Origin of the sequence: Micromonospora sp. GCM10011542 (assembly GCF_042650685.1) — a bacterium.
Taxonomy (GTDB): domain Bacteria; phylum Actinomycetota; class Actinomycetes; order Mycobacteriales; family Micromonosporaceae; genus Micromonospora.
Genome location: NZ_JBHSBO010000067.1, coordinates 286,743 through 307,584 on the forward strand (window position 1 = coordinate 286,743; position 20,842 = coordinate 307,584).

21 protein-coding genes are annotated in these 20,842 nt (G+C 71.3%); 12 read left to right on the plus strand and 9 right to left on the minus strand.

The annotated features are described in order from the left end of the window. The first annotated feature begins 51 nt into the window (after positions 1-51). The 7 genes from ACFOW4_RS29370 (at position 52) to ACFOW4_RS29400 (ending at position 6,804) form a co-directional block, all read left to right on the plus strand. On the plus strand, positions 52-1,800 hold the full coding sequence (locus ACFOW4_RS29370; protein ID WP_377533532.1) for an FAD-dependent oxidoreductase: 1,749 nt from the start codon (positions 52-54) through the stop codon (positions 1,798-1,800). Continuing rightward, positions 1,797-2,855 (plus strand): maleylacetate reductase, encoded by a 1,059-nt coding sequence (locus tag ACFOW4_RS29375; RefSeq protein WP_377533533.1) that lies wholly within the window; start codon positions 1,797-1,799, stop codon positions 2,853-2,855. Before ACFOW4_RS29370 ends, ACFOW4_RS29375 begins: the two co-directional genes overlap by 4 nt. After that, positions 2,855-3,748, plus strand: coding sequence for a dioxygenase (locus tag ACFOW4_RS29380; protein ID WP_377533535.1), 894 nt, complete (start codon positions 2,855-2,857; stop codon positions 3,746-3,748). The genes ACFOW4_RS29375 and ACFOW4_RS29380 overlap by 1 nt, the downstream gene beginning before the upstream one ends. A gap of 2 nt (positions 3,749-3,750) precedes the next feature. After that, positions 3,751-4,941 (plus strand): thiolase family protein, encoded by a 1,191-nt coding sequence (locus ACFOW4_RS29385; protein WP_377533536.1) that lies wholly within the window; start codon positions 3,751-3,753, stop codon positions 4,939-4,941. A gap of 3 nt (positions 4,942-4,944) precedes the next feature. Then, positions 4,945-5,643, plus strand: coding sequence for a 3-oxoacid CoA-transferase subunit A (locus ACFOW4_RS29390; RefSeq protein ID WP_377533537.1), 699 nt, complete (start codon positions 4,945-4,947; stop codon positions 5,641-5,643). Positions 5,644-5,648: 5 nt separating this feature from the next. Further along, positions 5,649-6,305: a 3-oxoacid CoA-transferase subunit B gene (locus tag ACFOW4_RS29395; RefSeq protein ID WP_377533591.1), complete on the plus strand. Its 657-nt coding sequence runs from the start codon at positions 5,649-5,651 to the stop codon at positions 6,303-6,305. 139 nt (positions 6,306-6,444) lie between these two features. Beyond that, positions 6,445-6,804: a VOC family protein gene (locus tag ACFOW4_RS29400; RefSeq protein WP_377533538.1), complete on the plus strand. Its 360-nt coding sequence runs from the start codon at positions 6,445-6,447 to the stop codon at positions 6,802-6,804. A 100-nt stretch (positions 6,805-6,904) separates the two neighbouring features. On the opposite strand, the gene ACFOW4_RS29405 is transcribed toward ACFOW4_RS29400, so the two are convergent. Both ACFOW4_RS29405 and ACFOW4_RS29410 read right to left on the minus strand, forming a co-directional pair. Beyond that, on the minus strand, positions 6,905-7,843 hold the full coding sequence (locus ACFOW4_RS29405; protein WP_377533539.1) for an NADP-dependent oxidoreductase: 939 nt from the start codon (positions 7,841-7,843) through the stop codon (positions 6,905-6,907). After that, positions 7,815-8,141, minus strand: coding sequence for an HD domain-containing protein (locus ACFOW4_RS29410; RefSeq protein ID WP_377533540.1), 327 nt, complete (start codon positions 8,139-8,141; stop codon positions 7,815-7,817). The genes ACFOW4_RS29405 and ACFOW4_RS29410 overlap by 29 nt, the downstream gene beginning before the upstream one ends. Positions 8,142-8,814: 673 nt before the next feature. Here ACFOW4_RS29410 and ACFOW4_RS29415 point away from each other — a divergent pair. Continuing rightward, positions 8,815-9,258, plus strand: coding sequence for an OsmC family protein (locus ACFOW4_RS29415; RefSeq protein WP_377533541.1), 444 nt, complete (start codon positions 8,815-8,817; stop codon positions 9,256-9,258). A gap of 23 nt (positions 9,259-9,281) precedes the next feature. On the opposite strand, the gene ACFOW4_RS29420 is transcribed toward ACFOW4_RS29415, so the two are convergent. The 3 genes from ACFOW4_RS29420 to ACFOW4_RS29430 all read right to left on the minus strand — a co-directional run bounded on the left by ACFOW4_RS29420 (position 9,282) and on the right by ACFOW4_RS29430 (position 11,641). Further along, positions 9,282-9,995 (minus strand): hypothetical protein, encoded by a 714-nt coding sequence (locus tag ACFOW4_RS29420; RefSeq protein ID WP_377533542.1) that lies wholly within the window; start codon positions 9,993-9,995, stop codon positions 9,282-9,284. 121 nt (positions 9,996-10,116) lie between these two features. After that, entirely contained in the window at positions 10,117-10,935 is an 819-nt protein-coding gene (locus tag ACFOW4_RS29425) for an alpha/beta fold hydrolase (RefSeq protein WP_377533543.1), read from the minus strand. Positions 10,936-11,002: 67 nt separating this feature from the next. Beyond that, complete coding sequence (locus ACFOW4_RS29430) at positions 11,003-11,641, minus strand: AraC family transcriptional regulator (protein WP_377533544.1); 639 nt, start codon at positions 11,639-11,641, stop codon at positions 11,003-11,005. A gap of 155 nt (positions 11,642-11,796) precedes the next feature. Between ACFOW4_RS29430 and ACFOW4_RS29435 the strand changes: the two genes are divergently transcribed. The 3 genes from ACFOW4_RS29435 to ACFOW4_RS29445 all read left to right on the plus strand — a co-directional run bounded on the left by ACFOW4_RS29435 (position 11,797) and on the right by ACFOW4_RS29445 (position 15,425). Beyond that, complete coding sequence (locus tag ACFOW4_RS29435; protein ID WP_377533545.1) at positions 11,797-12,384, plus strand: AAA family ATPase; 588 nt, start codon at positions 11,797-11,799, stop codon at positions 12,382-12,384. A gap of 164 nt (positions 12,385-12,548) precedes the next feature. Then, positions 12,549-13,832, plus strand: coding sequence for a phosphatase PAP2 family protein (locus tag ACFOW4_RS29440; RefSeq protein ID WP_377533546.1), 1,284 nt, complete (start codon positions 12,549-12,551; stop codon positions 13,830-13,832). Between the two features lie 105 nt (positions 13,833-13,937). Beyond that, entirely contained in the window at positions 13,938-15,425 is a 1,488-nt protein-coding gene (locus ACFOW4_RS29445; protein ID WP_377533547.1) for a dihydrolipoyl dehydrogenase family protein, read from the plus strand. Here the strand turns inward: ACFOW4_RS29445 and ACFOW4_RS29450 are convergent. After that, entirely contained in the window at positions 15,413-16,966 is a 1,554-nt protein-coding gene (locus ACFOW4_RS29450) for a bifunctional 3-(3-hydroxy-phenyl)propionate/3-hydroxycinnamic acid hydroxylase (protein ID WP_377533548.1), read from the minus strand. The genes ACFOW4_RS29445 and ACFOW4_RS29450 overlap by 13 nt on opposite strands. A gap of 205 nt (positions 16,967-17,171) precedes the next feature. Further along, on the minus strand, positions 17,172-17,510 hold the full coding sequence (locus ACFOW4_RS29455) for a hypothetical protein (protein WP_377533549.1): 339 nt from the start codon (positions 17,508-17,510) through the stop codon (positions 17,172-17,174). A gap of 187 nt (positions 17,511-17,697) precedes the next feature. Here ACFOW4_RS29455 and ACFOW4_RS29460 point away from each other — a divergent pair, with 187 nt between their 5' ends. Then, positions 17,698-19,314, plus strand: a complete 1,617-nt coding sequence (locus ACFOW4_RS29460) for an FAD-binding oxidoreductase (RefSeq protein ID WP_377533550.1) — start codon at positions 17,698-17,700, stop codon at positions 19,312-19,314. Positions 19,315-19,367: 53 nt separating this feature from the next. Here ACFOW4_RS29460 and ACFOW4_RS29465 read toward each other — a convergent pair whose 3' ends face one another. Both ACFOW4_RS29465 and ACFOW4_RS29470 read right to left on the minus strand, forming a co-directional pair. Beyond that, a complete protein-coding gene (locus tag ACFOW4_RS29465; RefSeq protein WP_377533551.1) occupies positions 19,368-19,835 on the minus strand; it encodes a hypothetical protein in 468 nt (155 codons plus the stop codon). 185 nt (positions 19,836-20,020) lie between these two features. Continuing rightward, entirely contained in the window at positions 20,021-20,731 is a 711-nt protein-coding gene (locus tag ACFOW4_RS29470; protein ID WP_377533552.1) for a DNA alkylation repair protein, read from the minus strand. Between the last annotated feature and the right edge of the window lie 111 nt (positions 20,732-20,842).

The following is a 20,842-nucleotide window of genomic DNA, read 5'->3' on the forward strand; positions in this document are numbered from 1 at the left end:
GCAGAGTTCAGCGACGGGATGGCCGCAACGCCGCTACCCCAGGGATCGACGGTGACGACCGACGTCGTGGTCATCGGCTCGGGTCCCGCGGGGGCAGGAGCAGCGCTGTTCCTGTCCACGTTGGGAATCCCGAACATCATGATCACGAAGTACCGGTGGACGGCCAACACACCGCGGGCGCACATCACCAACCAGCGCGCGATGGAGATCTTCCGGGACCTGGGCATCGAGGACCAGGTGCTCGCCGACGCCACTCCGCACGAGCTGATGGGCGACACCGTCTTCTGCACCTCGATCGCGGGCGAGGAGATCGGACGGATCCTCACCTGGGGCACGCATCCCGTCCGGCGGGGTGACTACCGGCTCGCGTCACCGTGCCTGCCGGTCGACATTCCCCAGACCCACCTGGAGCCGATCCTGGTGCGCAACGCCGCAATGCGGGGGACCCAGGCCCGGTTCTCCACGGAGTACCTGGGGCATCGGCAGGACGCCGACGGTGTCAGCGTCGAGGTTCGCGACCGCCTCACCGGCGAGGAGTACACGATCCGGGCCAGGTACCTCATCGGTGCCGACGGCGCCCGCTCAAAGGTCGCCGCCGACCTCGCCCTTCCGATGGAAGGCGCGATGGACATCGCCGGCTCGATGAACATCACCTTCAAGGCCGACATCTCGGCGTACGTCGGACACCGGCCGTCGGTGCTCTACTGGGTGATCCAGCCGGGTTCGAACGTCGGCGGGATCGGGGCCGGGCTGGTGCGGATGGTGCGGCCCTGGAACGAGTGGCTCGTCGTCTGGGGCTACGACATCAGCCAACCCCCACCGGTAGTCGACGAGGCCGCCGCCATCCAGATCGTGCGCAACCTGCTGGGGCTGCCCGACATCGAGGTGGAGATCACCGGCACGTCGCTGTGGGGCAACAACGAGATGTACGCGACCCATCTGCAGGCAGGTCGGGTGTTCTGTGTCGGGGACGCGGTCCACCGCCACCCGCCGAGCAACGGTCTCGGGTCGAACACCTCGATCCAGGACTCCTACAACCTCGCCTGGAAGCTGGCGGCCGTCCTCCGCGAGCAGGCCGCGCCTTCGCTGCTGGAGACCTACTCGGTCGAACGCGCGCCGGTGGCCCGGCAGATCGTGCAGCGCGCCAACAGGTCCAGCCGCGAGTTCGTCCAGTTCTTCGAGGCGCTGGGCCTGCTCGACGCCGCGGACGAGGCGGAGATGGCCGCGCGCATCGAGGAGCGCAAGTCCAACACCCCCGAGGGGGCGGCCAAGCGGGCCGCACTGGTGTCGGCGATGGAGCTCAAGCACTACGAGTTCAACGCGCACGGTGTCGAGCTGGGGCAGTTCTACGAGTCCGAGGCGGTGGTCTCCGACGGCACCCGCCGGTCGGAACCGAGCCGGGACCCGGAGCTGTACTACGAGGCGTCCACGGTCCCGGGGTCGCGGCTGCCGCACGCCTGGGTGGGCGATGCCCGGCGCAAGGTCTCCACGCTCGACCTGGCGCCGATGACCCGGTTCACGGTGTTCACCGGCATCGCGGGGGAGCCGTGGGTGGCCGCCGCCGAGAAGGTCGGCCAGGAGTTCGGCGTACCGCTGGAGGCCGTGGTGATCGGCCCCGGGCGTGCGGTGACCGACCTGTACTACGACTGGGCGCGGGTGCGGGAGATCGAGGAGGACGGCGTGCTCCTGGTACGCCCGGACAAGCACATCGCCTGGCGGTCGATGCGGCTGCCCGCCGATCCGGAGCGGGCACTGCGCGAGGCGATGTCGGCGATCCTCGGCCGGGGCGGTGTGGCGTGAGCGGCGGCTTCACGCACGAGACCCTGCCGCAGCGGGTGGTCTTCGCGCCGTACGCGGCGGCGCGTCACGTGGCCGACGAGGTGGCCCGGCTCGGCGCGGCCCGCCCGATGGTGATCGCCGCGGAGGCCGACAGCGCGCTGGCCGACCCGTTGGTGGCCGCCCTGCCGGGCGCGGTGCGCCACACCGAGGTGGCGATGCATGTGCCCACCGACGTCGCCGCGCGGGCCCGCACGGCCGCCGAGGCGCACGGCGTCGACGCCATCGTCAGCATCGGCGGCGGCTCCACCACCGGCCTGGCCAAGGCGGTGGCGCTGACCACCGGCCTGCCCATCGTCGCCGTCCCGACCACGTACGCGGGCTCGGAGGCCACCCACGTCTGGGGGCTGACCGAGGGTGGCCGCAAGACCACCGGGGTCGACGCCCGCGTACTGCCACGGTCCATCGTCTACGACGCCAGCCTGATGCTCTCCCTGCCGGTGCCGCTGAGCGTGGCCTCCGGGCTGAACGCGCTGGCGCACTGCGTCGACTCGATGTGGGCGCCGCGGGTCGACCCGATCGACCAGGCGCTCGCGCTGGAGGGCATCCGCGCCCTGCGCCAGGGACTCCCCGAGGTCGTGCGCGATCCGCGGGGCATCGAGGGGCGCGAGCAGACGCTGTACGGGGCCTACCTGGCCGCCGTGGCGTTCGCCTCGGCCGGCTCCGGGCTGCACCACAAGATCTGCCACGTGCTCGGCGGGATGTACAACCTCCCGCACGCGCAGACCCACGCCGTGGTGCTGCCGTACGTCCTCGCGTTCAACGCGCCGTCGGTCCCCGACAACGAGCAGCGGATGGCGGCGGCCTTCGGTGCGAAGTCCGCCCTGGAGGGGTTGCTGCGCCTGCGGGTGCAGGTGGCCGCACCTCGCGCCCTGCGGGACTACGGGCTGCGCGAGACCGACATCCCGGCTGCCGTCGACGTCGTTCTGGCGGCCGTGCCGCCGAACAATCCGACGCCGGTCACCCGCGACAACCTCGAAGATCTACTACGCCGAGCATGGAACGGAGGGGAGCCGTAATGACCCCGGAGCAGCAGAACCGCGAGTCACAGCTCGTCGAACGGGTGGTCGCGTCGTTCGACGACGCGCCCGATCAGCGGGTCAGGGAGCTGATGCAGGCACTCACCCGACACCTGCACGCCTTCGTGCGGGAGGTGCGGCTGACCGAGCGCGAGTGGCAGAGCGCCATCGAGTTCCTCACGGCCACCGGGCACATCACCGACGATCGGCGTCAGGAGTTCATCCTGCTCTCCGACGTGCTGGGCGCCTCGATGCAGACCATCACCGTGAACAACGAGGCGTACGGCGACGCCACCGAGGCGACGGTGTTCGGCCCGTTCTTCGTCGACGGCTCGCCGAAGATCGAGCTCGGCGGTGACATCGCGGCCGGGGCGTCCGGCCAGCCGTGCTGGGTCGAGGGCACGGTCACCGACACGGACGGCAAGCCGGTCCCGCATGCGCGGATCGAGGTCTGGGAGGCCGACGAGGACGGCTTCTACGACGTCCAGTACGGCGACGACCGGGTCGCCGCCCGTGGCCACCTGTACAGCGACGCGGACGGCGGCTACCGCTTCTGGGCCGTCACTCCGACGCCGTACCCGATCCCGCACGACGGCCCGGTCGGCCGGCTGCTGGCCGCCACCGGACGGTCCCCGATGCGGGCCTCCCACCTGCACTTCATGATCCAGGCGGAGGGCCTCAGGACCCTGGTGACGCACATCTTCGTCCGCGGCGACGAGCTGCTGGACCGCGACAGCGTCTTCGGGGTACGGGACTCGTTGGTGAAGGACTTCGCGCCCCAGCCGGCCGGTTCCCCCACCCCCGACGGCCGCGACCTGGCAGACCGCGCGTGGTCACGCGTGCGGTTCGACATCGTCCTGGCGCCCGCGACCGCGGCAGGAGAGGGGGCCTGACCATGCCCACCGACGTCTATCTGTACGACGCCGTGCGGACCCCGTTCGGCAGGTACGGCGGTGCGTTGGCCGGTGTGCGGCCGGACGACCTGGCGGCGCACGTGCTGCGGACGCTGTTCGAGCGCGCGCCCGCGCTCGAACCGGACCGCGTCGACGAGATCGTGCTGGGCAACGCCAACGGTGCCGGGGAGGACAACCGCAACGTCGCCCGGATGGCCGGCCTGCTGGCCGGCCTGCCCACGTCGGTGCCGGCCTCGACGGTGAACCGACTGTGCGGCTCCAGCCTGGACGCCGCCATCGTCGCGTCGAGGCAGATCGCCCTGGGTGAGGCGGACGTGGTGCTGGTCGGCGGTGTGGAGTCGATGAGCCGGGCGCCCTGGGTGCTGCCCAAGCCGGCGAAGGCGTACCCGGCCGGGGACGCGACGCTGGTGTCCACCACCCTCGGCTGGCGCCTGGTGAACCCGCGGATGAATCCGGAGTGGACGGTCTCGCTGGGCGAGGCCACCGAGCTGCTCGCGATCCGTGAGCGGGTCGGCCGCGACGCGCAGGACGCCTTCGCGCTGCGTTCGCACCAGGCGGCTGCCCGGGCCTGGGAGGCCGGGTTCTACGACGACCTCGTCGTCGGCGTGCCCGGGGTGGAGCTCGCCCGCGACGAGTCCATCCGGTCCGACACCAGCCTGGCGAAGCTCGCCGCCCTCAAACCGGTGTTCCGCGAGCAGGACGGCACGGTGACCGCCGGGAACTCCTCGCCCCTCAACGACGGCGCGTCCGCGGTGCTGCTGGGCAGCCCGTCCGCCGAGCAGATCGTCGGTCGTCCGCCGCTGGCGCGCGTCGCCGGGCGCGGTGCGGCCGCGAACGACCCGCGGTACTTCGGGTTCGCGCCGGTGGAGGCCGCCAACCTGGCCCTCAAGCGCGCCGGCATCGGCTGGGGTGACGTGGGTGCGGTCGAGCTGAACGAGGCGTTCGCCGCTCAGACCGTCGCGTGCATCAACGCCTGGGGCGTCGACCCGGACATCGTCAACGCACACGGCGGCGCCATCGCCATCGGTCATCCGTTGGGCGCCTCCGGCACCCGGGTGCTCGGCACGCTCGCTCACTCGCTGCGGGCCTCCGGCGAGCGGTGGGGGGTCGCCGCGATCTGCATCGGGGTCGGGCAGGCACTCGCCATGGTCCTCGAGAACCTGGACGCCTGAGTCATGGCCAGCATCCTGGACGACCCGACCGCGGCGGTCGCGGGGATCGCCGACGGCGCCACGGTGATGATCGGCGGATTCGGCACCGCCGGTCAGCCCGTCGAGCTCATCGAGGCGCTCCTCGCGTCGGGCGCCACGGACCTCACCGTCGTGAACAACAACGCCGGCAACGGGGACGTGGGCCTGGCCGCGCTGATCAGCGCGGGTCGCGTACGCAAGATCGTGTGCTCCTACCCCCGCCAGCGGGACTCCTGGCACTTCGACCAGAAGTACCGGGCCGGCGAGATCGAGCTGGAGCTCGTACCGCAGGGCAACCTCGCCGAGCGGATCCGCGCCGCCGGTGCCGGCATCGGAGCCTTCTACACCCCCACCGGCTACGGGACCTCCCTGGCCGAAGGCAAGGAGGTCCGCGAGATCGACGGAAGGCACTACGTGCTGGAGTACCCGCTGGGGGCGGACTACGCGCTGGTAAAGGCGCACCGGGCCGACGGGCTCGGCAACCTGGTCTACCGCAAGACCGCCCGCAACTTCGGTCCGATCATGGCGGCGGCCGCGACGACGACGGTGGTGCAGGTCGAGGACCTGGTGCCGGTCGGCGCGCTCGACCCCGAGGTCATCGTCACGCCCGGCATCTACGTCGACCGCATCGTCCGCGTCCCGGCGCCAGAGCCGGCACCCGAGCCGGTCGGAGCGGGTCAGTGACCGGGGTGAGCCGGCGCGGGCTCGGCAAGGACGACCTCGCCGCCCGCGTCGCCCGCGACATCCCGCACGGCGCCTTCGTGAACCTCGGCATCGGGCTGCCGACCCGGATCAGCAATCACCTCGCCCCGGGCAGCGGCATCGTGCTGCACACGGAGAACGGCATGCTGGGCATGGGGCCCGAGGCGCAGGGGGACGCGGTCGATCTCGACCTCATCAACGCCGGCAAGGTACCCGTGACCGAACTGCCCGGCGCCTCGTACTTCCACCATGCCGACTCCTTCGCCATGATGCGCGGCGGCCACCTGGACGTCTGCGTGCTCGGCGCCTACCAGGTGTCGGCCCGCGGCGATCTCGCGAACTGGCACACCGGCCGGCCCGACGACATTCCGGCCGTCGGCGGCGCGATGGACCTCGCCATCGGCGCCAAGGAGACATTCGTGATGATGGATCTGCTGTCGCGGGACGGGGTTCCGAAGCTGGTGCCGGAGTGCACCTACCCGCTGACCGGCGTGGGGTGCGTCAGCCGCGTCTACACCGACCTCGCGGTGTTCCTCATCGAGGACGGGGGCGTGGCAGTACGGGAGCTGTTCGACGTCACGTTCGACGAGCTGACGCGTCTTCTCGGGGTGCCGCTGCTGGATCGCACCCGGGAAGGGGCCTGACGACCGGCACCCCACACGCAGCCCGGGACGACGTCACCCGGCCCACCCGAGGCGCCCTGAAGCGGGACCGGCCCATCGCCCGCTCGTGACAGAGTGGTGCATGCCCTTGAGCAGGTATCACCTCAGAGCCTCGATCGCCGTGTCCGACATCGAGAAGGCGATCGCGTTCTACGAAGGCAGACTGGGCCTACCGGTGCTGCGGTCCGGCCCCAGCGCCACCATCGCCGACGGCAGCCGCGTCTACGGTTCCGGTGGTGGGCCGGCGCTGAATGTCTACCAGTCGGCCACTGCCGGGAAGACCCCGGCGACCCTGGCGACGTGGTACGTCGACGACATCGACCAGATCGTCGACGAGCTCGTCTCGTCCGGCGTCGAGTTCGTCCGCTACGACCAGTTCGAACACGACGCCAAGGGAATCACTGCTCGGGCCGGTGGTGGACGGATCGCGTGGTTCCAGGATCCGGACGGCAACACCTTCGCCCTCGAAGCCGACGTCTGACCCCGATCGGGGGTCCCAGCGGACGTCGCAGAAGCCGACGCTGACATCGTGGCGGACGCGTTGGTCGCGTCCCACGGAGGCTACCGTTCACCCACCACCGTCACGATTGCTGCGTTCCTTGTTCGTCCGCGACCTGAATGATCGTCTTGCCGGGCGTGCGGCGTCGGCGGCTGAACGCGGAGGCCGTTTCGGAAAGCGGTCGCACGGCGCCGACGATGGGCTTCAGCCGTCCGGTCCGGACGCGCTCGGCGAGGTCGGTCAGCTGGGCGCGATCAGGTTCGACGACGAAGAAGATGGCTCGCCCGTCCTTGGGCTGCACCGCAGGTGGCACGGCGATGGTGACGAGCGTGCCGCCCGGGCGTACCAGTTCGGTCGATCGCTCGAGGATGTCGCCGCCGATGACGTCGAACACCACGTCCACCTGGCCGACCTGCTGCAGATCGTCGACGTCCAGGTCGAGAAAGGTCTGCGCGCCGAGGCCGAGCGCCACCTCACGGTCGTCCGCCCGGCCGGTGCCGATCACGTGGGCGCCCACCTCCCGCGCGAGTTGAACGGCGATCGAGCCGACGCCGCCCGCGGCGCCGTGAATGAGGACGGTCTGGCCGGTCGTGAGGTGGGCGTGGACGAACAGCCCCTGCCATGCGGTCAGTCCGGAGATGGGCAGCGCGGCGGCCACGGTGTGGTCGATGTCGGCCGCGAGGGGGGCGAGGTTGCGCGCCTCCACCGCGGCGTACTCGGCCAGGGATCCGTTGCGGGCCCAGTCGGTCAGTCCGAACACCCGCTGGCCCACGGTGAGGCCGGTGGTTCCGTAGCCGAGCTCGACCACAACTCCAGACAACTCGTGCCCGGGGATGCTGGGTGTCCGGTCGCGACCGGCGCGATCGGTCCACGTTGCCGGCCAGTCGAGCTCTCCTGGGGTGAAGCCTGCGGCGTGTACGCGCACGATGGCGTCGTTCTCCGCAACGTGGGGGTGAGGCATGTCGGTCAGGGTGAGGCCCTGGACACCCGCTTCACGGTCTCGCACGGTGATCGCTCGCATGCTCGAATCCTTTCCTGTCGGTGGGCTGGTGGGTGAGCCTGTGTCCGATCAGCTCGGCCAGGGCGAACCGGCCATGCGTTCGACCGTCGTCACGCGCTGGAAGCCGGGGATCGGAAAAGGGAGTCAGGAGGCCGGTGTCGTGGAACATGGCCGCCAGATAGAGCAGCTCCGGGTCCGGTTTCACGCCAAGCTTGTGAGCGTGAATCAGGCTGAAGAGGAAGACCCGTCGGGAGTGGTGGTAACCCCGCGATGACCTCTGGCATGACCTCTGACCTTTCGGAAAGTGCTTCACCTCCATGCTTCCCACCGATCGTCGTACAGCGCCGCCTTCGTCCGGCCTGGAATCACTTATTTCCAGACAGGGCGACGTCCCAATGCTTTTCTCCACCACGCGCAGCGCCAGTTCCCGCGGTCGGTCCGGCACGTGGCCTGCGACTTCGCGTCGTCCGTCACGGCCCGTTCCCTCAGGCGCCCGGTGTCGGGTTCATGCCGTGGGTCGACCGGGCACCGGTGGCGGCAGGAAAATTTCGGAGACCAGTTTCTGCAACGGCTCCGGCGTTTCTTGAACAAACCCGAAGTGCGCGCAATCAGCCGAACATCACGGGAATTTCGTTCACCTGCAATGGTGGTGACGTGAGCAACCCCGCCCACGAGGATCCGCGTCATCTCCAGGAATGGCGCGCTACCAATAGACGGTGTCCATGCCTCCTGTTTCGCCGATCGGACGGCGGTCAGTGCCGCCGGGGTCGGGCCGCTCACCGCGCGGTGCCGACCACCGGATCGTGTTGCTGTCACCGACCGGCGCGGACGTCACGTCGAGCCTCGGGTCCGGATCGCGGTCGACGGCGCCGTCTCTGGGGCACGCAGACGCCGGGACGACCCTGCACCTGACGTGCTCGTGAACTCGGTCGTGAAGGCGGATGACGGCGGCACGCGCCCTGGGGACCAGTGGGCCGGGTAACTTCCCTGTCATGAGTCAGGACACCTTCCGCTCGGTGGAGATCGAGCGCACCAGTGTGGGGAAGTACGTCGTGCGGAACGCCCGGGGCGGATCGATGACGATAGGCGCGGGTGACGACGGCATCTTCACGCCGGTGGAACTGCTCCTGGCGGCGATCGGCGGCTGTACCGCGATGGACGTGGACCACATCACGAGCCGCCGCGCCGAGCCGACCCGATTCTCCGTCGACGTCACCGGCGACAAGGTCCGGGACGACACCGGAGGCAACCGGATGGAGAACCTCAAGGTCGAGTTCACCGTGACGTTCCCGGCGGGTGAGGACGGCGACCGGGCACGCGAGGCGCTGCCCAGGTCGTTGCAGCAGTCGCACGACCGGCTCTGCACGGTCTCCCGTACCGTCGAACTGGGCACCCGCGTCTCGATCGTCGAAGCCGCCGCTACCACCGGGGACTGAGGCTCCCGGCGCCGGGCTCGCCGTCAGGCCAGGAGGCGCTCCCGCATCGTCGCGCCCAGGTCGATCCGACCCACCGCGCGCGGGCCCGCCGCATCGTGCACGTCGAGGATGGTCCTGCGGCGCATGAGCTCACGGACCGGAGGTGGCAGCCGGGGCGGGTCGTCCATGGCGGCGAGGACCTGCGCGGCGCTGGTGATCAGTCGATCGGCCAGGGCGGCGGCGTCGGTGTCGACCCGCACCCGGCCGTACTCCCAGCCGGCGGTGGTGAGGTCGAGCACCTCGAACACGCGGGTCAGGAGCGGGTTCGGGTCGGTCACCCGGTCGAGCCGGGACGCGTGACCGCCGACCACGGCGACGGCGGCGGCCAGCTGCGCGTACGGGTGGAAGCCGCTCGGCAACGCGAACAGTGGCCACCGCAGCGCCGGGCCGGCCTCCTTCCACAGCGGCCGGTAGTTCCGGCGGTGCACAAGGAGTCGCCGGCCCGTCCGCCGGTGCAGCTCGTGGGCCTGGGCCTGGAGGTCCGCGTGGGCCTCGTCGGCGACCTGGCTCACGATCCGGGCCGCCACCACCAGGCCGTCATCGCTGTCCAGCAGGCCCGTGACCGCTTCGACCTGCTCGGGAAAGCGGATCCGCACGTGGGCCCCGTACCGCTGCTGGACGTCGCGTAGCAGCACCTGCTGCCGCCCCGCGTCGAGCTGGACCCGCCCGCCGCCCAGCAACTGCCGGAGCCATCCCATGTCGCCTCGTTTCAGCAGAGCCGTCCGGATCGCGGCCATGCTAGTGCGTCGAACCACCCTCGTCCGGTGACGGGGGTGGACGACGGCCACGGCCTGCGGTTCGGCTGTCCTGCCTCGTTGCCTAGCCGGCCTGTGCGAAGTCGCGCAGCGCGGAGGCGAGCACGTCGGCGGGGGCGCTGTGCTGCTCACCCTTGACCGCCTGCAGGGTGGCGGTCGGCAGCAGCTCAGCGAGCGCCCGGGCTCCGTCGATGATGAAGGGGAAGGTGTCGGTGCCGTGCATCACCAGCGTGGGCACGGTGACGGACGCCCACCGGTCACGGGGCAGCGGGGCGCCGGACATCGTGGTCCCCATGATCCGACCGTCGTAGGCGATCGTCGGCGCGACCGCCTCCAGGATCGGCCAGAACTCGCTGTGCCGCATGCCCTGGACGGCCTCGGCGGGCATACCGACCGCCGCGGTCATGAACAGCTCCGCGGCGTCGCCGGGGCGCCCGTCGGCCACGGCGGCGTCGAGGCGTTCCACGTAGTCGGCCGGCAACGGCGGACGGCTGTCGTCGACGACGAACGGCGGCTCGAACAGCGCGAGCCGCGCGATGGGCAGACCGGCGGCCGCGGCGTCGAGCGCGAGGACCGCGCCGGACGACCAGCCGAACACGGTCGCCGGCGCGCCCGCGACGTCGATGAGCGCGGCGAGGTCCTCGATTTCGCGCTGCACGGCGTACGGCGCGGTGTCGGTGCTCTGGCCGCGTCCGCGACGGTCGTAGGCGTACGTCCGGAACTCGTCGCTGAGCAGCCGCCCGACCTCCTCGTTGGTCGGGTTGATGGCCGGATAGGCCGTCGCCCCGTCGACGATGATCAGCGGCTCGCCCTGGCCCCACGCGGTGAACGCGATCACGGTGCCGTCGGCGGACACCGCGGCCGCGCTGACGTTCTCGGTCATCTGACTGCCTCTCGTGCTGGCGGTACGGGATGTCTCCCTCGCGGCCGGGTGCCGCGATGCCATGAGGCTACGAGTGGGGCGCGTCGCCGATCTTGTACAGAAGCGACAGGGGCTGCTCGGCGGCATCCGGGCGGCGCAGCGCGGTCGCGGTGCGGCCGATGAAGCGCTGGAGTGATCGGGCGAGGTGCGGTTGGTCGTAGTAGCCGAGCCGGTCGACCACCTCGAGTGGGGCGGCACCCTCGCCGAGCAGCGCCGCGGCCTGCCGGGCGCGCTCGATCTGCCGGATGCTGGCCTGCGTGAGCCCGGTCGCCGCGGCCACCCGGCGCTGGACCGATCGCGTCCCGATCTCCGGAATTCCGCCCGCCACGACCTCGTCGATGAGCGGGTCGCGCAGGATGACGCCCTCCCGGACAAGCCGGGCGACGAACTGCTCGGCGCTGTCGAAGTCGGGAATGTGCCACTCCTGGCCGCGCAGCAGGAACGTGGACGCGGTCGCGTGTGGGCTCTCCTGGCCGGAGTCGACCAGACGCGCCGGAGGCAGGTGCGGCATGTAGGTGCCGTGCGCGAACGTGATGCCGAACGAGGCCGACCCATCGGGTACCTCGGCGTTTGAGGCCGCGGTCTCCGGTCCGCGTACGGCGGCGTGGCGACGGCCGCCCTGCTCCCAGAACACGAGTTCCCAGTGCGACGTTGCGATCGAGGTCATCTGCGCGACTCCGGTGGCGTGGCTCCGCCACACACGGTGAATGTAGGGCGAGTCCGACGGCCGGTCCTCGTTCTCCAACGGCATTTTCGCCTCCCCCAGGGCGCTGACCTGCGCGTCCAGTCTCCCACGGGCGCGTGGGACCTACCCTCATCCTCATGCCGCTGCTGGGCGCCGTCGACCCCCTGCCCGTCCGACCTCGACGGGTCCTGATCGCCGGGACGTCGGGATCCGGAAAGACGACGCTCGCCGCCCGGGTGGCCGCCCTCCTGGAGATACAGCACGTCGAAATCGACGGCCTCTTCCATGGGCCGTCCTGGACGAAGCGTCCCTCGTTCGAGGACGATGTCCACCGCTTCAGCGCGGGTCCCTGCTGGGTGACCGAGTGGCAGTACAGAACCGTGCGCACCCACCTCGCCGACCGCGCCGACCTCCTCGTCTGGCTGGACCTGCCCAGAACCTCGGTGATGCGCCAGATCGTCCGGAGAACCGTCGTGCGCCGTCTGCGTCGGCAGCAGCTGTGGAACGGCAACATCGAACCACCGCTGTGGACCATGTTCACCGATCGTGAGCACATCGTCCGATGGGCGTGGAACACCCATTCCCGAGCTGCGGCGCGCGTCGAGGAACTGCTGGTCCGGCGCCCCGACCTGCCCGTTGTCCGCCTGCACAGCCACGCCGCCGCGGATCGCTGGTTGCGTGGACCACTCCAGCGGGCACGCGGTAGCCGACCAGGACATCGGTGACGGCAATGCCCGTCGCGTGCTTCGCGCAAGGACACCAGAGATTTCACCGGCGTCAATGCGAAACGGGGCATCCCGACGTGCCCCGGCGCGGTAGGTTGCCTCACCACAAGGCACTCACATCCATGCGGCGGTCACGTCCGTGATCGCCGGCAAGGGGGCCCACCGTGACACGTCAGGTTCGCACGCGCCGGAGGGTCGTCTGCGCGGCCGTCGCCGGTATCCTCGCCGCCGGGTCGCCGGCCGCGGTCACCTCTGCCGCCTCCGCGGCCGACACCAGCACCTCGGGCAACGCCGTCATCGTGTGGGACCGTAACGCGCAGACCGCGATCTGGGATGTCGCGAGTCAGCAGCCGCAGGTCCAGGCGCGTAGCTTCGCGATGGTGCACGGGGCCGTCTACGACGCGGTCAACGCCATCGCCGGCCGGCCGTACCAGCCGTACCTGTCCGCACCACACACCAACGGCCGGGAGTCGGTGGACGCGGCGGTCGGAACGGCGGCCTTCCACGTGCTCGACTCCCTGTTTCCCTCTCAGCAGGCCCGGCTGCGGACGCAGTACGACGAGTGGTTGACCGCGATCCCCGACGGCATCGCGAAGCGGCGTGGAATCTCCGTGGGCAGCCGGACGGCCGCCGCCATGATCAGCGCCCGGCGCGACGACGGGGCGTTCGGGGACCCGGCCTGGCCGGTCGGCACCGGCCCCGGCCAGTGGCGGCCCACCCCGCCGACCAACGCCAACGACGGGGCCTGGGTGGCGAACCTGAAGCCGTTCCTCATCCCCAGCGCCTCAATGTTCCGCTCGTCCGGCCCGCCGGCGCTCACGAGTGACCAGTACGCCCGCGACGTCAACGAGGTCAAGGCGATCGGCGCAGTCAACAGCACCATCCGAACAGTCGACCAGACGCAGGCCGCTGTCTGGTGGCACGACCGGCACCTGGGCGAATGGGAGATCAAGCGTCAGCTCGCCACGAGCCAGCGGCTGAGCGTGCTGCAGACGGCGCGGATGTTCGCGCTGGTCGACCTCGCCGAGGCCGACGCCACCACCGCCTGTTACAACGAGAAGGGTGCCTGGATGTCCTGGCGGCCGGTCACCGCCATCCAGCTGGCCGACACCGACGGCAACCCGGCCACCGACGCTGATCCCACCTGGATGCCGCTCCTCGTCACGCCGCCGCACCCGAACTTCGCCTCCGGGCACACCTGCTTCACCGCGGCGAGCATGTCGGCACTGCGACACGTCTTCGGCCGAGACGACATCTCCTTCAGCGCCTACAGCGAAGCATCGGGCACCACCCGGTACTTCGGCAGCTTCTCGCAGGCCGTCGCCGAGGTCATCGAGGCCCGCATCTGGGGCGGCATCCACACCCGCACGGCCGACGTCGAGGGGGCGAAGATCGGCGCGCAGGTCACGGCGTACACGATCAGGAACTACTTCCGGCCACGGCGGTGACCCGCAGGCCGCCGCGCACGGCGTTGACGAGGCGGCGGTGCTCGGCGGGGTCCATGACGCAGAATGGCCGAAGTGGTACGCCGAGCAAGCGATGAGAGCAGTCGAATGGAATCAACCGAATACGACGTCATCGTGCTGGGCGCGGGCCCGGTCGGTGAGAACGTGGCCGACCGGGCCGTGCGGGGTGGGCTCAGCGCCGTCCTCGTCGAGAGCGAACTCGTCGGAGGTGAATGCTCGTACTGGGCCTGCATGCCCTCCAAGGCGTTGCTGCGCCCCGCGCAGGCGCTCCGGGCCGCCCGGCAGGTCTCCGGCGCCCGGCAGGCCGTGACCGGTGAGCTCGACGTGCAGGCCGTCCTCGCCCGTCGCGACTCGTTCGCCAGCAACTGGTCCGACGAGGGCCAGGTGGAGTGGGTCGCCGACTCGGGCGTCTCCCTGCTTCGCGGTCATGGCCGCATCACGGGCCCGCAGCAGGTCACGGTCACCGCCCCGGATGGCCGGACGGAGTCGCTGACCGCCCGCCACGCGGTGGTGGTGAGCACAGGTTCCGACGCGCTCATTCCGGACATCGACGGGCTGAGAGCCGCCCGTCCCTGGACGAGCCGGGAGGCGACGAGCGCGAAGAGGGTTCCGGCGAGCCTCGCGATCATCGGTGGTGGCGTCGTCGGCGTCGAGATGGCGACCGCCTACGCGGGATTCGGCACGGCGGTCACCCTGATCTCCCGGGGCGCCCTTCTGCCGAGCATGGAACCGTTCGCGGGGGAGAGCGTCGCGAAGTCGCTGCGGGAACTGGGCGCCACCGTGCTGCTCGACACCGAGACCACCCGGGTGACCCGCGACGAGAACGGGGTCAGCGTCGAGACCGGGGGCGGGTCCACCATCACCGTCGAGGAGGTGCTCGTCGCGACGGGCCGCAGACCGCGTACCCGCGACATCGGCCTGGAGACGATCGGTCTCGTTCCCGGCGGCTGGATGGAGACCGACGACACGATGCGCGTACCCGGCATCGCCTGGCTCTACGCCGTCGGCGACGTGAACCGTCGCGCGCTCCTCACCCACCAGGGCAAGTACCAGGCGCGGGCCGCGGGGGACGTCATCTGCGCCCGAGCGGCCGGTGCGCCGGTTTCGGACCTGCCGTGGGGCACCCACGTCGCGACCGCCGACCACGAGGCGGTGCCGCAGGTGACCTTCACCGACCCGGAGGTCGCCTCCGTCGGCCTGACCTCCGAGGCGGCCCGCAGGGCGGGTTACGACATCCGGGTGGTCGACTACGACCTGGGTCGCGTGGCGGGTGCCAGCGTGCGTGCCGATGACTACGCGGGAACGGCCCGCATGGTCGTCGACGAGAAGCGCCACGTTCTGCTCGGCGTCACGTTCGTCGGTCCCGACGCGGGCGAACTCCTGCACGCGGCGACGATCGCGATCGTCGGCGAGGTGCCGCTCGACCGGCTCTGGCACGCCGTGCCCGCCTACCCGACCGTCAGCGAGGTCTGGCTGCGACTGCTCGAAGCCTACGGACGGCCCACCGACCGGCCCGCGGCGACCGCCGGCGAGGGGCCCATGCCGGGTCCCGGTACGCCTGACTACCCCATGTGACCGCCTCTGCCCGGCTGGCCGGTGGTTCGTCGCCAAACGTTTCGGTCGAGACCGGCCAGGACGGCGCACACCACGCTCAAGCGGCGGGCGGCACCGAGGACGGTGCCGTCCGGGCGGACGAGTGCCGCGTGGGCGCGGCCGTTCGTCAGCCATCGGTGTAGTTCACTGCCGGGTCGGGCCTCGACGAGCACCGCTCCACGTCGTTCGATGTCTGCCCGCAGTGCGGCGGGTGGCTCGGTGGCCGTCACGATCGCGAAGCGTCCCGCGGCCACGTCGTCGAGACGGCGCTCGCCGTCGAGGGTCACGTTCGGGCACAGTCGGCCCGCGAGGGTGTGGCGCAGGCGTGGCCGTTTCACCAGGTCGGATCGGCGCAGCGGGGGCGTCTGGCTGTCGGTGGCCAGTTCCTTGAGGCCGGGTACGAGGTGCAGGCGCGGCGCCACCGCGCGGCGGATGACGTCGCCGGCTCTGCCGCCGGCCGTCATCGCGGTGCCGATGACCTTCGCCAGCTTGATCATGGTGCGCGCGTGCTGCCGGCGTTCGATCTCGTAGGTGTGGAGAACGGTCTCGGGCAGCGTCCCGTCGAGCACGCCGGCGAGTTTCCAGGCGAGGTTCATCGCGTCGCGTAGGCCGGCGCCCAGGCCCTGACCGATGAACGGTGGGGTGAGGTGGGCGGCGTCACCGAGCAGGAACACCCGTCGGTCGCGCCACCGGTCGGCGACGCGCGCGCGGAAGGTGTACTCGGCCACACGGACGACCTCCAGCCCCGCCGCGGGGTGGGTGCCCGTCCAGGGCGCGATCAGCGGATGCAGCCGGGTCATGTCGCGGAAGTCGTCGGCGGTCTCGCCGGGCGCCAGCCGGAATTCCCAGCGGTAGCGGGTCCGTCCAACGCGCATGTAGGTGCCGGGGCGGGCCGGGTCGCAGAGCTGGTGGACGCCGTCCCACTGGCCGAGCTCGGCCTCGGTGCTCACATCGACGACGAGCCAGCGTTGGGTGAACCCGAGGTCGTGCATCGTGGCGCTGATCGAGGCCCGGGTCAGGCTGTTGGCACCGTCGCAGCCCAGCACGTATTCGGCGCGCAGGACCGCGTGCTCGCCGGTGACCGTGTCGGTGAGGTCGAGCCGTACGCCGTCCGCGTCCTGGGTCAGCGTGGTGACGTCGGTGTTGCCACGCAGGGTGGCGGTGCCGTACCGCGCGAGATTCCGGCGGAGGATCGCCTCCAGTTCGGGTTGGTCGAACAGGCTGCCCTGGGGATAGCCGTGCCGTCCCGTCGCGGGGTCGCGCTGGAATTCGGCCAGCACCCGCATGGTCCGGTCGACGAGGCGCAGACCCCGGTGCGGCCTGGAGATGGCGGCGAACTCGTCGTGGAGCCCGAGGCGGGCCAGGATGCGGTGCACCTCGTCGTCGAGGGCGACGGCCCGGGGCAGGGGATAGACCGATCCCCACCGCTCGACTACCAGGCACTCGACGCCGTACTGGGCGAGCAGCGTCGCGGCGGTGAGCCCGGTGGGACCCGCGCCGATGATCACCACCGGAACCATCATCGTGCCTCACGGATGGATGCAGGGACCGTCATGACAGAACCACCAATCGCCGGTCAATGGCCTCCGGCCCACCGCTGCGCCAGGACGTTGCGCGCCGGCGTGCGGCCCGCTCGATCGGCGAGCTGACGCCGGCGCGCCGCAGGTACCTGTGGTCGCGCTGGTGCGGCAGGCGGCGTCGTACTCGTCGCCGCCGGCCGGCACGGCTCTACCAGGCCTTTCCGCGGATCGGGGGCACGTCGAGGTCGCTCTCGCCGCCGCGGTGCTCGGCGAGGAGCCGACGACGGATCGAACGCCAGGCGACGCGCTCCTGCCGGCGGCCGAGCCGGCGCTGCGACTGGAACGTGCAGAGCTGGCAGCCGCAGAGGTTCGGAGCCTGGGCCGACGTCTGCCGGTAGCAGCGGGTGCGGATCCGATCGGGCGAGGCGAGGAACTCGTCGAGGTCGCACGGGCCGCGGCCGTGTTCGTGGGTGTCGGTGAACCAGTGACGCATCAGCGGGTCTCGCTGCTGCACCCGCTCGGGTCGGTGAATGTCGGTACGGGTCATGTGACGACCGCCTTCCGGCCGCCCGCGCACCGTGCGCGGGACTAACGCCTGTCTGGCATGTCGATCACCTCCAAGGTGTGGTGGCGGCGCTGACGTTCACGCCGAACACGACGGCATCGACGGGATGCCGGCCGTCGAGTACCTTACCGGCGAGTCGGTCTGGCGATGGTGGACGGCGGGAGGCCACATGGGCGGGAAACGCCGTTCGTGGTGGGGCTGGGGGCACGTCGAGGACGCGGTCACCGGCGCGGAGGCCACCGCGCTGACCGACCGGGTGCGTACCCTGCTGCCCGACGCCGACCTGACCGAGCACGTCGCGCCGCCGGTGGCCGAACTCCGCCTGCGCCCGCCGCGGGTCGATCCGCCGACGTCGCTCGCCCGGCTGTGCTCGACCAACCCGGCCGACCGGGCGGCGCACACCCACGGCAAGGCCTTCCGGGACGTCGTCCGCAACCTGCGCGGGGAGGTGCACGACCCGCCGGACCTGGTGGTCCGGCCGGTGACCGAGCAGGACGTCGTCGACGTGCTCGACTGGTGTGCGGGCCGGGACATCGCGGTGATCCCCTACGGCGGCGGCTCGTCGGTGGTCGGCGGCGTGGAGCCGCGGCTGGGCGACGCGTACCCCGCGGTGGTCAGTCTCGACCTCGGGCGCCTCGACCGGGTGCTGGAGGTGGACCCGACCAGCCGGGCGGCCCGCATCCAGGCCGGCGTGTTCGGTCCGGCGCTGGAGGACCAGCTCCGGCGGCACGACCTCACGCTGCGGCACTTCCCGCAGTCGTTCGAGTTCTCCACCCTGGGCGGCTGGCTGGCCACCCGTGCCGGCGGTCACTACGCCACCGTCCTGACCCTGACCCACATCGACGATCTGGTGGAGTCACTGCGCGTGGTCACCCCGGCGGGTACCAGCCAGTCGCGCCGGCTGCCCGGCTCCGGCGCGGGGCCGTCCCCGGACCGGCTGTTCCTCGGCTCGGAGGGCGCGCTCGGCGTGATCACCGAGGCGTGGATGCGGCTGCAGGACCGGCCACGCTGGCGGGCGGGCGCCTCGGTGCACTTCACCGACTACGACGAGGCGGTCGAAGCCACCCGGGCCATCGCCCAGTCGGCGCTGCACCCCGGCAACTGCCGGCTGCTCGACCCCGCCGAGGCGCTCCTCAACGCGGGTGCCGCCACCACCGGTGGCGTGCTCGTGCTCGGATTCGAGTCGGCCGACCATCCGGTCACACCGTCCCTGGACCGCGCCATCGAGCTGTGCCGCGACCACGGGGGAGTCCTGCCGGAGCCGCCCAGCGTCGACGACTCGTCCGGCCCGCGACAGCGGCCCGCCGAGGCCGACGCCTGGCGGTCGGCGTTCCTGCGAATGCCGTACCAGCGCGACGCACTCGCCGCCCGGTCGATGATCGTGGAGACGTTCGAGACCGCCTGCACGTGGGACCGATTCCCCGCCCTGCGCGCCGCCGTGCTCGACGCGGCCGGCGACGCGCTGCGCACCGTCGGCGCGAGCGGCGTCGTCACCTGCCGCTTCACCCACGTCTACCCGGACGGCCCCGCCCCCTACTTCGGCCTGTACGCGACCGGTCGGTGGGGCGCCACCGTCGGCCAGTGGGACGAGATCAAGCACGCCGTCTCCGACGCGCTGCTCGCCGCCGCCGGCACCATCACCCACCACCACGCCGTCGGACGCGACCACCGACCGTGGTACGACCGGCAGCGTCCGGAACCGGTCGCGCTCGCCCTACGCGCCGCCAAGAGCGCGCTCGACCCGTCCTGGATCCTCAACCCCGGCGTGCTCGTCGATCGCGCCTGAACCTGAGCGGAGTTCTCACTCACCGGACTGCGGCGTCCTCCCCGATCCGGGTTTCAGTCGAGGCGCAGGTTCACCAGCGCGCCGGTCAGCTCCCGTTCGGTGTACTGACGGGGGCCGTGCTCGCCGACCATCACCAGGTAGGTGGTCTGCCCGCCCGGCACCCCCTGGACGGAGAACAGGAATCGGCAGGTGCCGTCGCTGAACGCCTGCGGGCCGGTCAGCGTCCCGGACGCGAACCCGGCTGTGGTCGTGATGAGCACCAGGGCGCCGTCGGTGACGTCGGCGTGGGAGCCGGTGCCGGCGCAGCCGCCGTGGTCGTCCCTGGTGAAGGAGTCCCTGTCGCCGAGCAGCACGACGCCGGAGACCACGAAGGTGCCGGTGATCGGCGCTCGCGCCGCGGCGGGCGTGCGCGGTTCGCTGTTGTTGAGAAACGCGGTGAGGGCGAGTGCGAGCCCCGCGGCGGCGCCGGCCCACGTCCAGACGGGGCGCCGTGAGGTCGGCTCGGGGTGCAACGGCTGCATGGGATCCCTCGGCGGTCGGCCGCCAATGGTCCGGCGGAACGGTCAGGGGGAGTGTGGCGAAGATCGTTTGCTTCAGCAACCCCGTAGTGCGGGCTCGCACCTCGTTCGGCGAGCCGCAGGGCGGCCCGGTAACTCGCCCGCCCGAACAGGGGGCGGACGCCAAGGCGTCCGCCCCCTGTCGCCGTCTAGACCGCGCCGGTCAGATACTCGCCACGTCGCCGTGGTTCGAACTTCTCGATCGCGTATCGCAGCATGACCCGCGGCATGAGCCGGTAGTGGCGGGTCAGGAACTCCTCCTCCGCCGCTCTGTCCCGGTTGCCGACCTCGCGCAGCATCCAGCCCACCGCCTTGTGCACCAGGTCGTGAGGGTCGCGCAGGAGACGTTCAGCGAGGCGGAAGGTCCAGTGGAAGTCGCCGGCCCTGATGAAGGCGAACGTCGCCATGACGGCGATGCGCCGGTCCCACACCAGGCTCGACCCGGCCAACCGGTCCAGGACGCCGCGGTCCCTGTCGAGCAACCAGGGGCCGACGATGTACGGCGCGGAGGAGTCCACCAGGTCCCAGTTGTTGATGCGGTCGGTGTTGGCCAGGACGACGTCGAAGATGCGGCCCCGCTCCTCCTCGTCGCCCCTGCTGAACTTGCGCACCAGGATGAACAGCGACGTCAACCTCTCCTCGTGCACGCCGCTGGTCAGCAGCTCTGCTGCCTCGGCCAGCGAGAGGTCGCGCCAGTGCCGTGCGGCCACCCTGCGCTGTTCCGGCACGGACACACCGATGGTCGTGTCGCCCTCGCCGTACCCGCCCGGGACCATCTGCAGGAACCGCCTCGACGCCTCCGCTCGACGCCCGTCGGCGAGGCTGGCGAGTTCGCGACGGACGTCGGCTGTCGTGGCCATCGCCGTGCAATTTACCGTCACGGCCGGGCCGACCTGGTGACCAGCGTCGAGGGCAACACTCCCGACGCGGCCGTCCAGGTCTTCACGCAGGGTGCCGGTGGGCTCGCCACC

Excerpts from the sequence above, each read along its gene's own strand:
- ACFOW4_RS29465 (WP_377533551.1), bottom strand. The coding sequence starts at position 19,835 with ATGCAGCCGTTGCACCCCGAGCCGACCTCACGGCGCCCCGTCTGGACG.
- ACFOW4_RS29435 (WP_377533545.1), top strand. The coding sequence starts at position 11,797 with ATGCCGCTGCTGGGCGCCGTCGACCCCCTGCCCGTCCGACCTCGACGG.
- ACFOW4_RS29425 (WP_377533543.1), bottom strand. The coding sequence starts at position 10,935 with ATGACCGAGAACGTCAGCGCGGCCGCGGTGTCCGCCGACGGCACCGTG.
- ACFOW4_RS29380 (WP_377533535.1), top strand. The coding sequence starts at position 2,855 with ATGACCCCGGAGCAGCAGAACCGCGAGTCACAGCTCGTCGAACGGGTG.
- ACFOW4_RS29420 (WP_377533542.1), bottom strand. The coding sequence starts at position 9,995 with ATGGGATGGCTCCGGCAGTTGCTGGGCGGCGGGCGGGTCCAGCTCGAC.
- ACFOW4_RS29445 (WP_377533547.1), top strand. The coding sequence starts at position 13,938 with ATGGAATCAACCGAATACGACGTCATCGTGCTGGGCGCGGGCCCGGTC.
- ACFOW4_RS29415 (WP_377533541.1), top strand. The coding sequence starts at position 8,815 with ATGAGTCAGGACACCTTCCGCTCGGTGGAGATCGAGCGCACCAGTGTG.
- ACFOW4_RS29390 (WP_377533537.1), top strand. The coding sequence starts at position 4,945 with ATGGCCAGCATCCTGGACGACCCGACCGCGGCGGTCGCGGGGATCGCC.
- ACFOW4_RS29470 (WP_377533552.1), bottom strand. The coding sequence starts at position 20,731 with ATGGCCACGACAGCCGACGTCCGTCGCGAACTCGCCAGCCTCGCCGAC.
- ACFOW4_RS29450 (WP_377533548.1), bottom strand. The coding sequence starts at position 16,966 with ATGATGGTTCCGGTGGTGATCATCGGCGCGGGTCCCACCGGGCTCACC.
- ACFOW4_RS29410 (WP_377533540.1), bottom strand. The coding sequence starts at position 8,141 with ATGGAGGTGAAGCACTTTCCGAAAGGTCAGAGGTCATGCCAGAGGTCA.
- ACFOW4_RS29385 (WP_377533536.1), top strand. The coding sequence starts at position 3,751 with ATGCCCACCGACGTCTATCTGTACGACGCCGTGCGGACCCCGTTCGGC.
- ACFOW4_RS29460 (WP_377533550.1), top strand. The coding sequence starts at position 17,698 with ATGGGCGGGAAACGCCGTTCGTGGTGGGGCTGGGGGCACGTCGAGGAC.
- ACFOW4_RS29405 (WP_377533539.1), bottom strand. The coding sequence starts at position 7,843 with ATGCGAGCGATCACCGTGCGAGACCGTGAAGCGGGTGTCCAGGGCCTC.
- ACFOW4_RS29455 (WP_377533549.1), bottom strand. The coding sequence starts at position 17,510 with ATGACCCGTACCGACATTCACCGACCCGAGCGGGTGCAGCAGCGAGAC.
- ACFOW4_RS29430 (WP_377533544.1), bottom strand. The coding sequence starts at position 11,641 with ATGACCTCGATCGCAACGTCGCACTGGGAACTCGTGTTCTGGGAGCAG.